General features: G+C 70.8%; 14 protein-coding genes. 8 read left to right on the top strand and 6 right to left on the bottom strand.

Features of this window, described 5'->3' with window-relative positions:
- Positions 1-221, top strand: a 221-nt coding sequence (locus VFZ70_10435; GenBank protein ID HEX6256213.1) for a VOC family protein, incomplete at its 5' end; no start/stop codon positions are given.
- A gap of 556 nt (positions 222-777) precedes the next feature.
- Here VFZ70_10435 and VFZ70_10430 read toward each other — a convergent pair.
- Both VFZ70_10430 and VFZ70_10425 read right to left on the bottom strand, forming a co-directional pair.
- The gene (locus tag VFZ70_10430; protein ID HEX6256212.1) at positions 778-1,146 is read right to left on the bottom strand and encodes a hypothetical protein; all 369 of its coding nucleotides are present in this window, start codon (positions 1,144-1,146) and stop codon (positions 778-780) included.
- A gap of 7 nt (positions 1,147-1,153) precedes the next feature.
- Complete coding sequence (locus tag VFZ70_10425; GenBank protein HEX6256211.1) at positions 1,154-2,374, bottom strand: DUF4242 domain-containing protein; 1,221 nt, start codon at positions 2,372-2,374, stop codon at positions 1,154-1,156.
- Here VFZ70_10425 and VFZ70_10420 point away from each other — a divergent pair.
- From VFZ70_10420 to VFZ70_10410, 3 genes are all read left to right on the top strand, one after another.
- A complete protein-coding gene (locus VFZ70_10420) occupies positions 2,362-3,903 on the top strand; it encodes a hypothetical protein (GenBank protein HEX6256210.1) in 1,542 nt (513 codons plus the stop codon). The genes VFZ70_10425 and VFZ70_10420 overlap by 13 nt on opposite strands.
- 600 nt (positions 3,904-4,503) lie before the next feature.
- The gene (locus VFZ70_10415; GenBank protein HEX6256209.1) at positions 4,504-4,857 is read left to right on the top strand and encodes a tyrosine-type recombinase/integrase; all 354 of its coding nucleotides are present in this window, start codon (positions 4,504-4,506) and stop codon (positions 4,855-4,857) included.
- Positions 4,854-5,036: a site-specific integrase gene (locus tag VFZ70_10410; GenBank protein HEX6256208.1), complete on the top strand. Its 183-nt coding sequence runs from the start codon at positions 4,854-4,856 to the stop codon at positions 5,034-5,036. The genes VFZ70_10415 and VFZ70_10410 overlap by 4 nt, the downstream gene beginning before the upstream one ends.
- A gap of 867 nt (positions 5,037-5,903) precedes the next feature.
- On the opposite strand, the gene VFZ70_10405 is transcribed toward VFZ70_10410, so the two are convergent.
- Positions 5,904-7,049: a M14 family zinc carboxypeptidase gene (locus tag VFZ70_10405; GenBank protein ID HEX6256207.1), complete on the bottom strand. Its 1,146-nt coding sequence runs from the start codon at positions 7,047-7,049 to the stop codon at positions 5,904-5,906.
- Positions 7,050-7,311: 262 nt separating this feature from the next.
- Here VFZ70_10405 and VFZ70_10400 point away from each other — a divergent pair, with 262 nt between their 5' ends.
- The 3 genes from VFZ70_10400 (at position 7,312) to VFZ70_10390 (ending at position 11,221) form a co-directional block, all read left to right on the top strand.
- Positions 7,312-8,520, top strand: a complete 1,209-nt coding sequence (locus tag VFZ70_10400) for an MFS transporter (protein ID HEX6256206.1) — start codon at positions 7,312-7,314, stop codon at positions 8,518-8,520.
- A 530-nt stretch (positions 8,521-9,050) separates the two neighbouring features.
- Positions 9,051-9,644, top strand: coding sequence for a hypothetical protein (locus tag VFZ70_10395; GenBank protein HEX6256205.1), 594 nt, complete (start codon positions 9,051-9,053; stop codon positions 9,642-9,644).
- Positions 9,641-11,221: an L-lactate permease gene (locus VFZ70_10390; GenBank protein HEX6256204.1), complete on the top strand. Its 1,581-nt coding sequence runs from the start codon at positions 9,641-9,643 to the stop codon at positions 11,219-11,221. Before VFZ70_10395 ends, VFZ70_10390 begins: the two co-directional genes overlap by 4 nt.
- A 489-nt stretch (positions 11,222-11,710) precedes the next feature.
- Here the strand turns inward: VFZ70_10390 and VFZ70_10385 are convergent, their stop codons facing one another.
- The 3 genes from VFZ70_10385 to VFZ70_10375 all read right to left on the bottom strand — a co-directional run bounded on the left by VFZ70_10385 (position 11,711) and on the right by VFZ70_10375 (position 14,485).
- Complete coding sequence (locus VFZ70_10385) at positions 11,711-12,781, bottom strand: LacI family DNA-binding transcriptional regulator (protein ID HEX6256203.1); 1,071 nt, start codon at positions 12,779-12,781, stop codon at positions 11,711-11,713.
- A 262-nt stretch (positions 12,782-13,043) separates the two neighbouring features.
- Positions 13,044-14,213, bottom strand: a complete 1,170-nt coding sequence (locus VFZ70_10380) for a UxaA family hydrolase (GenBank protein HEX6256202.1) — start codon at positions 14,211-14,213, stop codon at positions 13,044-13,046.
- Positions 14,204-14,485 (bottom strand): UxaA family hydrolase, encoded by a 282-nt coding sequence (locus VFZ70_10375; protein HEX6256201.1) that lies wholly within the window; start codon positions 14,483-14,485, stop codon positions 14,204-14,206. The genes VFZ70_10380 and VFZ70_10375 overlap by 10 nt, the downstream gene beginning before the upstream one ends.
- A gap of 295 nt (positions 14,486-14,780) precedes the next feature.
- Between VFZ70_10375 and VFZ70_10370 the strand changes: the two genes are divergently transcribed.
- The gene (locus tag VFZ70_10370) at positions 14,781-15,794 is read left to right on the top strand and encodes an Ldh family oxidoreductase (GenBank protein ID HEX6256200.1); all 1,014 of its coding nucleotides are present in this window, start codon (positions 14,781-14,783) and stop codon (positions 15,792-15,794) included.
- Positions 15,795-15,796 lie beyond the last annotated feature (2 nt).

The following is a 15,796-nucleotide window of genomic DNA, read 5'->3' as shown; positions in this document are numbered from 1 at the left end:
ACAGTGAGGTCAAGGGCAAGAACCCCCAGCCCGGGCGCATCATGCTCAACTTCGCCACCGCGGACGTGAACGGCGAGTTCGAACGCATCAAGGCACTGGGCGCCGAGGTCGTCGCCGAACCTTATGAACCCGGGGGCGGCGGGATGGTCATGTGCACGTTCGCCGATCCGGACGGCAACTACTTCCAGCTGACGACTCCCTGGGAGCCGGAATCGACATAGGCAGGCCGCTCCCCGTACGGCAAGCAGCAAGGACCTCGCCCGCTCGGACGCCGTCCGGATACAGCGACCTTGACCTGTCACCGGGATTGTGCGGCCCAGGCCGGACCATCAGCACGCCGCTCGTCCGTGGAACGCTGTGCAGCATGCACAATCGACCGGCACCGACCACATGTGAACCATCAGGAGCTATGTCCGCGGCGGAGCCGCCCAGGCTCCGCCATGGACAAGCGGTTCCCTGGCCGCGGGTGATCGATGCCGAGAACGGCAGACTGCTCACGTGGCCTGCGCCCTCGTAGCACCGGTGCCGGTTGACCCGTCACTCGTGGCCACTCGTTTCCTGTAGGTGTGCCATGGGTGTGCCATGCATCGGTTCGTCGGCGCCGATGGGGGAGTCGTCACAGCATGCATCGCCGCAGGTCAGACCACATCTCCGCGTACCCACCGGCGCACGTGAGCCGTGAACTCGCAATGGCCGCACTCGGCGAACCCGTCGACCGGGGCGCAGATGCGGTACCGGATGCCAGGCGTGGAGCACCGCAGCTGCGCGGGCGGCGGATCACGGCTGTGTGCCGGAGTGGTGGCAGACGTAGAGGCCGTCGGCGAACTCCCACCATGTGCCATCGTCGGAACCGCTGTCGTGCGGGCACGGCCGGTCGTCGAACTTTGCATCGAAGCTCGCCGACTCCTGCGGTCCGCGCGGGTCGGGCGCGAACACTTTGATGTTGAGCGCCTTTCCGCGGGAGCGGGCGTTCAGGCAGTGGTCGTCCACGAGGCCTTCGTTGGTGCCGCAGATCCACCCGTCCTTGGCGTCGAACGTATCGAAGGACGGGTCTGCGTGCGCTGTCGGTGCCAAGACCGCGACGATGGCCAGCGCAAGCGCCACGGTGATCGTCGTTCGTGTCATTGTCATCTCCTCGTTCGTCATCGTGGGATCAGTGGCCCTCGGTCACGGGGATCACCGCGTCGGCGACCAGACCGTGGGCCTCGCGGTGCACGGCAGTGGCTGTGTCGGCGTCGGGTGCGGCGACGAGGCAGAACACCTTGCCCGAGCCCTCGTCGAACCAGTAGCGCCGGTACTCGACGCCGTAGCGCTCCTGCACCTCGAGGTCGCGCTGGTGCGCCTGCGCGACCGCCTCGGCGGTCAGTCCGTCGATGTGCTCGTGCACGTCCATGAACAGTTGCATCTGATGCTCCTGGAAGGTCGGCTCGTCAGCGGTGCGACAGCCGACGATGCGTCGTCGCAGCCCGGTCGAACGCTCAACGCACGAGCGGGTCCGGTCATCCGCGGTAAGGGTGACGCCGACGGCACACCACTCGTCGAACGCGACGCCCAGTTGGGGGCGCTCGGCGACCTGCTCGCCGACGTCGTCGTCCGGGAAGGGGGTCGGCTCGCGATCGTGCGCGGCGAGGCCGGCATCGGCAAGACGGCGCTGATCCGGACCTTCTGCGACGACCGGCCGGGGCATCACCGCGTCCTGTGTGGTGCGTGCGACCCGCTGTTCACGCCGCGGCCGCTCGGGCCGATCCGGGACGTGGCCGACGCCGTCGGTGGCAGGCTGCGCGCTGCGGTGCGTGCTGGAGCGCAGCCCTACGACGTCGCTGCTGAGCTTTCGAGGGAACTGTGCGCGACCGCGCCGTCCGTGCTGGTCCTGGAGGACCTGCACTGGGCGGACGAGGCGACGCTGGACGTGGTTCGCCTCCTGGGGCGACGGGTGGCCTCGGTTCCCGCGCTGCTCGTGTTCACCTACCGCGACGACGAGGTTCACCTGACCCATCCGCTGCGCCGTGTGCTCGGCGAGCTCGCGACGAGTCCTGGGGTTTGCGAGCTCTCCCTGGACCCGTTGTCGGTGTCGGCCGTGACCGGAATGGCCACTCAGCACGGCCGCGACGGCGCGCACGTCCATGCGGTGACCGGCGGTAACCCCCTCTTCGTTGTCGAACTGCTGGCGTCGGCGACCGACGAGGTGCCCACGAGCGTTCGGCAGCTGGTCCTCGGGCGCGCGAGCGCGCTCGACGAGCCGGCTCGCATCGTGCTGGAAGCAGTCGCGGCCGTGCCGCCCCGCGTTGACGTGGATGAGCTGGCGAAGATCGCGGGCGTCGAGATCGGCAATCTCGACGCCTGTTGGCGTCGGGTCTGGTCGTGGCCGGTCCATCACGAGTCGCGTTCCGCCACGAACTGGCCAGGCGTGCGGTCGCCGAGGCGACGCCGGCGCATCGGCGGCGCGCCGTGCATCGACGCGTGCTCGCGGCGCTCGCATCGTCGCCGGCGCATCGACGCGACCTGGCGCAGCTCGCACATCATGCGGAGGCCGCGGGCGACGTCGACGCGGTCCTGCGATTCGCCGACGCCGCCGGTCGGGAGGCCGCGCGGATGGGAGCGCACCGTGAGGCCGCGTCGCACTTCGCCAGTGTGCTGCGTCACGCCGACGCGCTCGAACCGTCCGCGCGCGCCGACGTGCTCGAGCAACGGGCCCGCTCGTGCTACCTGACCGACCAGAACGCGTGCGCGATCGACGCCATGGAACAGCCGGTGTGGCTGTACCGGCGGCTCGGCGACCTGGAACGCCAGGGTGAGGCGCTGCGGCAGCTGTCGCAGTTCCTGTGGTGTCCCGGTCGCACGCGCGAGGCGATGGACCGCGCCCGGCGAGCGGTCGAGCTGCTGGAGCGGCTGCCGGTCGGCTCGCAGCTGGGCATGACGTACAGCAACATCGCGCAGCTGGCAATGAACGCCGATGACATCGAGCAGACGACGCGGTGGAGTGGCCGCGCGATCGAGGTCGCGGACGCGCTCGGGGATGTCGCGATCGGCGTCCACGCGCGCACCAACCTGGCCACCATCGCCGCGCTGGCGGGTGACCCGGCGGCGCGTGCCGGCTTCGACGACTGTATAGCTGCAGCCGCCGCGGCGGGCCTCGACGAGCACGTGACTCGAGCGCTGCTCAACCGGGCCGTCAGCGCGGTCAGGCGACACGAGTACGCGGACGCCACCAGGACGCTCGACCGGGCGGAGGAGATGTGCCGCGAGCTGGGACACGAGCTGATGCTGTTCTATGTGCGGGCGTACCGGTCGGTGGTCTCACTCGACACCGGCGACTGGCAGCAGGCGGCAGAGCACGCCGACCTCGTGCTGCGCTACCCGCGGACGTCGACGGTGCCGCGCATCCTCGCGCTGAGCGTCACTGCGCTGCTTGAGGCACGCACAGGCAGCGGCGACCCGTCCCGGGCGCTCGACCTCGCCGACGATCTCGCCGCGTCCACCGACGAGCTCGAGCGCATGGTGCCGCCCGTGGTGGCACGCTCCGAGATCGCGTGGCTGGGACATCGCAGCGACGAGATCCCGCGGATCACGCAACACTGCTGGGAGCTGGCGCTTGCCCGCGGCGCGACATGGATGATCGGACCGCTCGCCGCGTGGCGGTACCGGGCAGCAGTGACCGACGCGCTGCCCGAGGATGTGGCCGAACCGTACGTCCTGCAGGCCACCGGCCGACACGCCGCTGCCGCGCAGTGGTGGTCCGAACGCGACTGCCGCTACGCGGCCGCTCTGTCGCTGCTCGACGCCGGCGACGCCGCCTCGATCCGGCTCGCATCACGCGTGCTGAGTGAACTCGGCGCGCACACGGTCGACGCTGACCGTCACCACGCCGAGCCGGATAGTCCACGACGCGCGTCGAGCATGTAAGAGCGCGATGAGGCGCATCGAACCTCACCTGGACCGCCTCGATATGGCGGCCGGATCTTCGGGTACGTGACGCCCAGCGCGTCCTGGTACCGCAGCGCTCCGTCGGTCGCCCGGGATCCGCCTCACCGGTGGCAGGTCCGACCAAACCAGCGGAGGCTGGGCCCACAATCCGCCTCTACCAAGCAGGTCTAGCCAACAGCCCCGCCTTCTTCGGGCAAGCACACCGCTGCGTCAGCGCACACTTCGACACGTCGGTTCCACGCGGGAGGTCGTGGACGGGCTCGTCGAAGGGGCTGACGCGGTATGAGCGATCTGTTCGAGCCGGACCGTGTTGGGCGTCGCTGTTGCGGCAGTGGTCACGCAGCCTGCGGGCGCGGAACCGCTCGGCGCGGACGGTCGAGACCTACACCGACAGCGCCGAGGAGCTGGCCGCGTTCGCCCGCCGGCACGGCCACGCCGACCTGGATCGTGCGTTGATCGAGGACTACCTCGCCGATCAGGCCGCGCGGTGGAAGCCGGCGACGGTGGCGTTCCGCCTACCGGTCGTTGCAGCAGTTCACCAAGTGGCTGACTGCCGAGGATGGACTGTCGGCGGATCCGATGGCCGGGATGCAGGCGCCGAAGGTGCCCGAGGAGCCGGTGCCGGTGCTGTCGCGCGATCAGCTGAAGGCGCTGCTGGCCGCGTGCAAGGGGTCGGGGTTCACCGAACGACGCGACACCGCGATCATCCGGCTGTTCCTCGACACCGGGATGCGGCTGGCCGAGATGACCGGGCTGACCGTCGCCGACCTTGACATGGACTGTGAGGTCGCCGTGGTGATGGGCAAGGGCCGCCGGCCGCGGTCGTGCCCGTTCGGTGCCAAGACCGGCCAGGCGCTCGACCGCTACCTGCGCGTCCGCGGCCGCCACAAGCACGCGAACGTCTCACCCGCCGCGGTCGGGATGCGGGCGTGAAGGTGCATCCGCACATGTTCCGCCACACGTTCGCGCATCTGTGGAAGGCGGCGGGCGGCTCCGACGACGACCTCATGCGCCTGGCCGGGTGGCGGTCGCCGCAGATGCTGCAACGCTACGGGGCGTCGGCCGCCGAACGAGCGCGCCCGGGACGCCCACCGTCGCCTCAGCCCAGGTGATCAGCTCGACAACGCCCAACCCGTGCCGTGCGGGGGCGGCAGGGTAGGCTGCGATGATCTCGTCGGGGAGTCGGTCGTGGGCAGCTACTACGTCGCGCGGACCGTGGTCGTGCCGCTGCGCAGTGACGTCCTGGACGCCGCCGTCGACGCGGTCACCGACGGGCTGGCCGACCTCGCTGACCCCGACGACGTGCACGACTTCGACGTCGGCGTGACGTTGACGACCGGAGTCGTCGAGTTCTGCGGCTACGTTGCCGCCGACTCCGTCGACCACGCGTACCACCGGTCGCTCACGCCGTGCGGGACGTCATCACGGACTGGCCCGCTCTGGTGGAGCGCACCGTACACATCGAGGCGCCCGAGCCCGCCGCCTCGTGACGGCAGGCGGCGCTTGCCGGCCCGTGGCCGTGCCGTTCACCTTCCATCGCTGACGCGGTCGGCGTCAGCGAGCGTTACGTCGGACTGATTACGCCAGCGCTCTTCTCCGGCTCGTCATCCAGCGTGGGCGTCTGAACCTTGGGGTCGGCCGCCTACCGGCCGAACTTGCACTCCGCTGGCACGCGCCAGAGTGCCGGATCCGGAAACTTGCAGATCACTGGCACGGTCTAGACCGCGGATGCCAGCGAACTTGCAGTCCGCTGGCACGGACTCTCCGGCCGTGCCAGCAGATTGCCAGCGGACACGCAAGCGGAGTTGCCAGTGCTGTGCCAGTGGCGTGGGCCTGGCTATCGGTCGTAGGCGCTCTGGATCCGCTGGACGCGGGCCACCGGCGGCTGACCACACACGCGGTCCCCGGCGGTTGCCGCCGGGCACCGGTGTGCGGATGGATCAGCCCGCTTGCTCCTCGTCGTTCAGGGCGCGGATGGATCAGCCCGCGTGCTCCTCGTCGTTCGGGGCGCTGATGAAGTCGCCGCGCTCCGGCAGCGACTCGGCCACGCCTATGTCGGCGGAGAACAGCGAGTCGTCCGCCAGCGCGCTCACCACGGACAGGGCCGCGTTGTACGCCGTGCGGGTGATGTAGCCGTTGGACTTTTGCCCGATGCCGCCCCGCATCTCGAACAGGACCGACCCCGCGCCGAGCAGCCCGTACGCGTTGCGGGCGATGCCGGGCGTCGTCGTCCCCGGGTACTTGGTGATGTTGGCGTAGCCGTACTGGTCGAGCTCGGTGATCATGGTAGATACGACCCGCTTGGCCAGCTCGACCGCTTCGGCGAACTGCGCCTCGACCCCCAGGTCGGCAGCGGCCTCGGTAGCGTTCGGCCACAGCGTCGAACCCGTGATCAGGTCCCCGTCGTCGTCGACGTAGGAGCCCTGGTGGTGGAAGTCGATGACGACCAGCGGGTCGCGCTCATCGAACAGCAGCCGCATCGCCAGCGCCTCGGGCACCGGGTTCGGCTGGCTCGGGTCGTACGGATCTACGTCCGCCTCGGGGAAGTACGAGTGGTAGCGGTTGATGTCGTAGCCGCGTCCGCGCTGGTAGAAGGGCGGGCACGGGCCGTCGACACAGAACGGGTCGTAGTTCTGGCGCCACGGCGTCGTGTTGCCGAAGGCATCGGTCACGTCACCATCGAAGCCGTCGACGTTGACCCTGGGAACCACGGTCAGGGTGACCTCGTCACGGATGGCGCGTGAGGCCGCCGAGTTGTTCGACAGCGTCCGCACCAGGTCGATCATCGCCTCGCTCACGACGTACTCGTCACCGTGCTGCTGAGCGATGATCATGATGTCCTTGTCGCCGTCGCCGATCGTCACGACCGGGATGTCGCGCCCGAGGTTGCTCTGGCGCGGCGCGGGTGACAGATCGAAGGCACCCTTCGCCGTCGCTTCGACCTGCTCGAGCGTCGACCACAGCTGCTCGTAGCTGCGCAGGCCCTCCAACGAGATCGTCTGCTCGTCGGTGGGCCACGGACCGTTCGGTGTGCTCTGGGGTTGCTGTGCGGCCACCGGTGCTGCGACCAGCAGCACCGCCGTGATGCACAGCCAGAGTACGAACGTACGTCGTCGGATCATCATCACCACGCCCCCTTGCCGTCATGCGCCTGATGTCGCCGCAGTGCCGGAGGGGTCGACCGCACCGCTGGCCGCCCAACCCTGCGAACCTCCGCGACGCTCCGGCATCAAGGTGTAACAGACCGCTGCAGCCTGCGAAAGAGGAACTAGTCAGAACGTCGGTGGTCTATCTACGGCGGGTCGACAGTACGTCGCCGAACAACCACGCCCATTGTGGGCATCTTCGCGGTCGGCAGGTTGCCGCAATCGTTCGTAGCGTACGGAGATGACGCGGCCCACGACGTCCGAGGCGTCCCAGGTTCCGTACGCACTGCTGGCCGCTGTCGGCGTCGCCGTTCTCGTGCTGTCGACCGCGGCGTTCTTCCGCGTGCCGCTGCTGCCCGAGATCGGTCGTGACCTCACGATGTCGGCGACCCAGCTCGGGATCATCACGAGCATGTTCGCCGCGGGGCGGTTGCTGACCGACCTGCCGGCGGGCCGGTTGCTGGAGCGTCTGCACCCCGGGGCGCTGCTGTCGGCGTCCGCGGCACTGATGGTCGTCGGGAGCCTGTCCCTGGCGGTCGCCGGCCTGCCGGCCGTCGCGTACGCGGCCGCGTTCGTGCTGGGCATCTCATCGGCGGTGACCAACGCCACCGGCATGCACGCCTTCTCGATCGCGGTCCCTGCGCGCCGCCGCGGGACCGCGCTGGCCGGGTTCTCCACAGCGCTGCTCGGCAGGCAGTCACTGGGTCCGCTGGCGGCCGGTGGCATCGCCGGGATGTCGTCGTGGCGCATGGCCGAGTCCATCGCGGCGGGCGTCTGCGCGGTCCTCGCGCTGCTGATCGTGGTGTTCTGGCGCCGCGATCTCGCGCAGCACCGCTCGCCCTCCGCACCGACGCCCGACACGGCGGCCGAGACCGACGACGCCGTCATCGACACCGGCCCGGCGGCGCACCGCGCGCTGCTGGCCGTCTCGTTCGCGATGTTCTTCACCCTCGGTGCCGTGCCGCAGACGCTGATCCCGCTGATCGGCGCCGACCGGCTGGGCCTGAGCGTCTCGGCGATCGGTGTGGCGCTCGGCGTCGGCGGCGCGTGCCGGCTGGCGGGCGGGTTCATCGGCGGCGCGCTCGCCGACAGGGTGGCACGACGAGCGGCGCTGGTGCCCGGCCTGCTGCTGCAGGCCGGAGGCGTCGCCCTGGTGATCGGTCCCGGCGTGCCCTGGTGGCTGGCGGGCATTGTCGTGATGTCGCTGGCGTTGTGGAGCATCTCGGTCGGGGCGACCGTGCTCGCGGACCTGGCGCCCATGGGCGATCTGGGGCCTCGGCTCGGGCGCTTCCGCTTCATCGGTGACGTGGGGCTGATCGCCGGCCCGCTGGTCGGCACCCAGCTGTTCGAGCGTGCCGGCACCGCGCCGACGATGCTCGCGATCGCCGGTCTGCTGACCGCGACGGCGATCTGGTGCGCGGTCAGCGTGCCCGAGACCCGCGCGAGCTAGGGTCCGTCACGCAGACCTCGAGCTTCCGCTCCTGCGCCGCCGTAACAGCCGATCGCGATCAGGGCGTTGCCCGCGACGATCGCCTGGTGTCGGGCACCGGTCCAGCAGCGTCCGGCAGGCCTCCGCGCCCTGTTCCTGCGGGAACCACTCGGCCACCACGATCCGCTCCGCGTCCACCGACAGGCCGACGCGCTCCATCGAGGCGACGGAGCTGTCGTGGCGCAACCGGCCGGTGGACGTCTGCTGCAGCCCGGCCACGTGGGCGATGCGGGTGTGCCTGTCCAGCCCCCCGACGCCGGGACGCGTGTGACCGTCTGGTCATCGACCAGCGAGCGCGTGTGCGCGTTGATGGCACGCGACGCCGTGGACGGTGCACCCCGGCGCGATCAGCGACATCGCGTAGTGTCACCCGACGTCCCAGCATGGGACGCATCGTACTGACGGCCGGCGACGCCTCATGAGTCGCGGCGTGCGCCGAGCTGATACAACAGAGCATTAAAACGATTGCACTGCATCTGGAGGCCACGGCAATGCACAGACCGCAGCACGCGCCGCCGGAGGTGGCCGCGCTGCTCGACGCCGCGGGTCCGCGGTGCTCCGACGCCGAACGCGACCAGCGGTGCACCGCAGCGCTCGGGCTGCTCGACGCGCACGCGCTGGACCACGCCACCGCCATGGAGCGTGCGCTCGAACTGGTCGGCGCCGACGGGGTGCGCCGGGCACAGGTGTCGGCCGACGGGACGGCCCACGGCGTCGGCGTAGCCGTGTTCATCGAGCGCGCCGGCGGCCAGCCCGATTCCAGCGAGTACGCGAGGGTCGAGCTGACGTCGGACGGTCCGGCCGCCCGAGTGTCGAGCCTCGTGGACTACCTCGCCCCGACCGCTCCGGATCTTCCCGACTGCACGACCGATCGGCTCGTCGGTCCTGCGCCGTCCAACCCGCTCGGCGTCGAGGGCGGCGGCGAGGCCGGCTGCATCGGTGCGCCGCCCGCGATCGTCAACGCCGCACTCGACGCACTGCGGCCGCACGGCGTGACGCACCTGGACGTGCCGCTGCACCCCGAGCAGGTGTGGTGCGCGCTGCAGGCGGTCGGCACCAGCGACGCACCGCGCGCCACCGGGTGAACGGCCCGCCGCTCACCGCCACGACCTGGCTGATCGCGGCCGCCCCCGTGCTGTGCCTGTTGGTGGTCGTGCTGACCGGCTGGCTGTCCGCGCGCGCCGCCGCGGCGCTCGTGCTGGCGTTGGCGGCGGTCAGCGCCGCGGTCGCCTTCGGTGCGGGCGCCGAGGTGCTGCTGGTCGCGACGGGCAAGGGGCTGTGGCTGGGCACCTGGATCCTCGGCGTCGTCTGGCCGGCGCTGTTGCTCTACGGTGTCGCGAGCTCGGTCGGCCTGGAGCGGATCGGCCGCGTGCTGACCTCGGTGCTGCCCAGGCGCGAGGAGACGCTCCTGCTCCTGGCGTGGGTCTTCCCATCGTTCCTGCAGGGAGTGGCCGGCTTCGGCACGCCGATCGCCGTGTGCGCTCCGCTGCTGGTGGCCGCCGGCTGGCGGCCGACCCACGCCGTCGCGGCTCCCCTGATCGGCTACCACTGGTCGGTCACCTTCGGCTCCATGGGGTCGTCGTTCTACATGGCGTCGCTGACCGCACAGCTCGACGCCGGGACGCAGACGGGCTTCGCCCTCGCCGCGTCGACCCTGCTGGCGTTGCAGTGCCTGGCGGCCGGCACGCTGGTGCTCGCGATGGACGGCGGCCTGGCTGCCGTCCGCGCCGGCCGGCGCATGCTCGCAGTCGTCGGGTTGCCCATGGCCGGCGTGCTCGTCGGCGTCGCTGCGCTCGTGCCAGCGGTCGCGAGCCTGGCGGCAGGCACCGCCGGCCTCGCCGGCGTCGCCATGCTCTCGGTGCTCGATCGCCGCCGGGGGACCGTCCCGGTCGGCGACGATGCCACGCAGCTCCCGTCCGCATCCGACGGTGACGGCGGGCAGCGGCCGCTGCAGGTCCTCGCCCCCTACCTGGTGCTCCTGGTCACCGCTCTGCCGGTCTTTCTGATCCCGGCCTCCCGCGCATGGGTCACCAGCCACCTCGTGCTGGCCCCGGACTTCCCGGCGACGTCGACCGCCATCGGGTGGACCAACGCCGCTGTCAACGACTACACGCCGTTCCCGCTGTTCGGGCATCCCGGGTTCTACGTCGTGCTGGCCTCGCTGGTCGGCTACCTGACCTACCGCATGGCGGGACTGTGGGCGTCCGACGGAGACGTCGTGCGCACGTGGGCGCGGTCGCTGCCCCGCAGTTCGATCCCCATCCTGCTGCTGGCCGTCCTGGCGACGGTCATGGCGGACACCGGCATGGTGTCGGTGCTGGCCCGGGGCATCGCCCGGGTCACGGGTCCCTCGTACCCGGCGCTGGCTCCGGTGATGGGCGGCCTCGGCTCGTTCATGACCGGGTCGACCACGACGTCGAACGCCCTGTTCTCAGGCCTGCAGCGTGACATCGCATCGTTGCTCGGGCTCGATCCGGCCATCCTCCTCGCGGCGCAGACCGCTGGCGGCAACATCGGCAACTCGCTGGCACCAGTGGTCGCGCTGATCGGGCTGACGACGCTCGAGGGTGGATCCGAGCTGTCCGATGTCGCCCGCCGCAGCGCCGGCCCGGCGGTCGTTCTGTTCGTCCTGGCCGCGACGGTGACGATGCTGCGCGTGTAGGCGTCAGGGCCAATGCCAGGCGCGCCTCCTCCATGCCCGGGCGGGTCGTGTCGGAATCGAGCGCGTACACGCCGCCGTCCACGCGGTCGGTCACGTACACCAGTCCGTCGTGATCGACGAACACGTCGTTGATCTGGATGACGATCTGGCTGCCGGACGGCGCCTTCCACTGGCGGACCGTGCGCGGGGCGGTCACATCGCTGACGTCGAGGATCGACCTGCCCATGCCGCCCGGGGCGAAGTGCCCGACGTACAGCGCGTTCCCTCGCGGAGCACCTGCATCCCGTCGCCGACGTGCCGGCGGTTGTCGCGGAGCGAGCGCACGCTCGTGCGATCCTCGTTGCGGATCACCGTGGCCATGGTCGTCCACCTCCCTGGGCGACTCCGAGGGGCACGCCGTCACGGTGTCGCACCGGCCACTCCGCGGACGTCCCGCGGAGGCGCGTGACCGGCGCGCGAAGCCTGTCTCCGAGTGTGGGAGTGCAAACGTTATCTGTCGAGCTCCGCGGGTGAGTCGGCCTCGTCGACACCGACCTCGTCGGAGGTGAGCGCACGCGTCGACTCGCGCACGACCAGCCGCGGCATCAGTCGCACCGACGTGTGGACCGCCGCCTCGTCCTCGATGTGCTCGAGCATCAGGTCGGCGGTCTTCTGCCCCAACTCGTACAGCGGCACGCGGACGCTTGTCAGTGGCGGCGCGAAGGCGTGGGTGAACGGGATGTCGTTGTAGCCGACGACCGAGACGTCCTGCGGCACGCGTCGGCCGGCCGACCGCAGGATCTGGTAGCAGCCCAGTGCCACGAGGTCGTTGGCGGCCACGATCGCGGTGAAGTCGACACCTCGGTCGAGCAGTTCCTGGCACGCCATCGCACCGTCCGCTTCGGTGAACCAGTCGGCGATGGTGACGAGCTTCTCGTCGTACGCGATGCCGGCCGCCTCCAGCCAGTAGCGGTAGGCCGATGCGCGGTCCACGCCGGTCGTCGTGGTCTGCGAGCCGGCGACGTGCGCGATCCTGCGGTGGCCCAGCGAGATCAGGTGGCGGATGGCCTGCCCGACACCGCTGTGGTCGTCCGCCGTGACCGACGACACGACCGGCAGGTCGGCGACCCGGTTGACCAGGACCAGCGGCATCCCCTCCTGCTGCAGCTTGTCGAGGACGGGGTGCTCACGTCGTGCCGTCGCCACGATGATCCCGTCGACGTGGCGGGCCTGCATGACGCCGATGATCTGCCGTTCACGGGACGTGTCCTGGTCGGTGTTCGCCAGGAGCAACGTGTAGTCCGAGGCCCGGAAGCGGTCCTCGATGCCTCGTACGATCGGCGGGAACAGGGGGTTGGTGAGGTCCGGGATCAGCATGCCGACCGTCAACGTGCGTCGCGTCTTGAGGCCGCGGGCCAGGGAATTCGGCTGGTAGCCCAGGGCGTCGGCAGCCGCGCGCACGCGCTTGACGGTGATCGGGTTGATCATGTCCTGGGTGCGCTCGTTCAGCGCCCTGGAGACGGTCGAGGTGTGGACGTTCGCCTTCTCGGCGACATCCCGCAGCGTGGGGGGACGGTTCATTGCCGGAGCCCGTTCGGTGAGCCGTACATCATGGTAGCCGCCTGGGGTTGCATACGATTGCAGCGTCGACGCGAACGGACACGTCGATCGACTACGACGTCGCCGAGGAGCGCATCGGCCCGCGCGGGCCAGGTAGGCGGCGGTGATCAGCGCGTTGTGGCCACCTCCGGCCACGACGACGTCGACGGTCGTGGTCACCGGACGCGCACGGTGCCCACCCGGGGTCGGGACCGGGCGGGCGGGGTGGCGGGCACGGTGACCGTCAGGCGGTGCGGTGCAGGCGGGTGAGGACGAACTCGCGGTGCCCGAGCACCTCCGCCGCGGTCAGCCTGCCGGATGCGGTGCGCACGACCATCTCGACGACCGCCGACGCCGCGTCGTCGAGCGACTGCTCCCCGGTCAGCGTGCCCACCACGTCGACGTCGATGTGCTCGCCCATGGTGCGCAGTGTGTTCGGGTTCGCCGTCAGCTTCACGACGGGGATCACCGGGTTGCCGATGATGTTGCCCTGACCGGTCGTGAACAGGTGCAGCGCAGCACCGCCCGCCGCGAACAACGTCACCGACTCGGCGGCGGCAGAAGAGGTGTCCATGAAGTACAGGCCCGGCCCGCGGTCGGGCGCCTCGGCCATCTCGAGCACGCCGTGGATCCTGGCGTCGCCGATCTTCTGGATGTTGCCGAGCGCCTTCTCCTCGATCGTCGACAGGCCGCCGGCGATGTTGCCCTGCGTCGGCTGCGAGCCGAGCAGGTCCGCGTCCTGCGCGAGGATCACGTCCTGGTGCTCGTCGAACAGGCGCTGGAACTTGGCGCGCTGCTCGGGGTCGTCGACCCGGTCGGCGACGATGTCCTCGCCGCCCGTGAGCTCCGACGTCTCCCCGAAGAAGAACGTGCCACCGTCGGCGACGAACCACTCGCAGAAGCGGCCGACCGTCGGGTTGGACCCGAGGCCCGACGTCGTGTCGGACTCGCCGCACTTGGTGCTGATCCGCAACTCCGACAGCGGGATCTCCTCCCGCTGGAGCTCGGTCGCGTCGTGCACCAGTTGCTTGGCGGCGCGTGCCGCCTTCTCGATGGTCTTCAGATCGCCGGTGCCCTCGATGTGGAGCGCCTCGACCGGCTTGCCCGTCTTGGCGATGTCGTCGGCGATCCGGCGCGTCCAGTTCGGCTCGATGCCGATGACCACGCACGCGGCCACGTTGGGGTTCGACCCCGTGCCGATCATCGTGCGGAAGAACAGCTCGAGGTCGGGGCCGAACTGCAGTCGCCCGTACGGGTGCGGCAGCGGGAGCGTGCCCTCGACGATCTTCGCGACCGCCTCGGCCGCCGCGTTCGAGATGTCGTCGACCGGGATGATCAAGACGTGGTTGCGTACGCCGACCGTCCCGTTGTCGCGACGGTGGCCCCGGAACGTCTGGTCTGTGATCAAGCCCACCGCTGCCCCTTCAGGTTGTGCGTGTGCACGTGTTGTCCTGCGCGGATCGCCGTCGTGGCGACGCCGATCGGCACGCCGTACTCGATGACCTCCTGCCCCTCGGCCAGGTCGTCCAGCGCGAGCTTGTGGCCGAGTGGCACCGTATCCCGCACGTCGAGCACGAGCGGGTCGCTCTCGTCGCGAACCCCACCCGACGCCTGCGTGCCGCCATCGAGGTCAACGGTCGCCACACCGACCGAGTCCCCGTGGCGGTGAACGACGAACTGCAGCATGAACCCACCCCTCTCCGCGTACGACGGCCCTGGCGGCAGCCGGTTTCCCGGCGCGCGGGCCATCGTACACAGCAGTCAGCCGTTGATGCAAACGTTTGTTGCCGGTGTGTCCCTGCTGGTGCGTGTGGTTGGCGGGTCGGTGAGACGGGCGTGTGACGCCTCCGCACTCCGTCCGCCGGTCAGGCGATCGGGTGATGGCCCGGTCGCATGCGTGGCGCTTGACGCTCGCACAATGCGCCGCCTAGCGTGGTTGCGAACGATTGCAGCCCGTGATGCGACCCGTGAGGAGGCCAGGGTGGACCATCGGCTGTCCGTCCGGGACGCCGTCGCGCTGGCCGTCGCGGTGCTTCGCGCCCACGGCACCAGCGACGCCAACGCGAGGGCGGTCGCCGACGCCGTCGTGGCGGCCGAACGCGCGGGCCACAGTGGGCACGGGTTGGCCCGCCTGCCCACCTACGCCGCACAGGCGCGGTCGGGCACCGTGGATGGCACCGCCACGCCGCTCGTCGAGGAGGTCGCCCCGGCGGTCGTGCGCGTGGACGCCTGCGACGGCTTCGCCTACCCGGCGCTGCGCCGTGCCATCGTGGCCGTCGATGTGCGGGCCCGCACATGGGGTGTGGCGGTGGCCGCGGTGCACCGGTCCCACCACGTGGGTGCCGCAGGCCACCACGTGGCCGAGCTGGCACGGCGCGGACTCGTCGGCCTGCTGTTCGCGAACACGCCGGCGGGCATCGCCCCGTGGGGCGGGCACCGCGCCGTCTTCGGCACCAACCCGATCGCGTTCGCGGCCCCCAGGGCGCAGCACCCGCCCCTGGTCGTCGACCTGTCGATGAGCCGCGTCGCGCGGGGACGCGTGATGGTCGCGCGGCGGGAGGGTGCGCAGATCCCGGACGACTGGGCGGTCGACGCCAAGGGCCGGCCGACCACCGACCCGCAGCGGGCCCTGGACGGATCGATGCGCCCGGTGGGCGACGCGAAGGGCGCCGCGCTGGCGCTGATGGTGGAGCTGCTGGCGGCAGGGCTCACAGGCGCGCAGCTCGGTGTGGACGCGACGAGCTTCTTCGCTGCCGACGGCGCGCCGCCGCGGGTCGGTCAGCTGCTGATCGCCATCGCCCCCGGGCCGACCTCGGGTGGCGGCTTCGCCGCCAGGGTCGAGGCGCTGTGCGACGCGGTGCTGGCCCAGGACGGCGCCCGGCTGCCCGGCGGGCGGTGGGGCGCCGCGCACGATGGTGCATCCGGCGGCGAGGTGTGCATCCCCGCCACTCTCCACACCGAGTTGCAGGCGCTGGGCGCCGGACCGCCGGCCTGACG

Source organism: Euzebyales bacterium (assembly GCA_036374135.1).
Classification (GTDB): Bacteria; Actinomycetota; Nitriliruptoria; order Euzebyales; family JAHELV01; genus JAHELV01.
The sequence above is the reverse complement of the archived record's forward strand: the minus strand, read 5'-3'. Positions and strand labels throughout refer to the sequence as shown.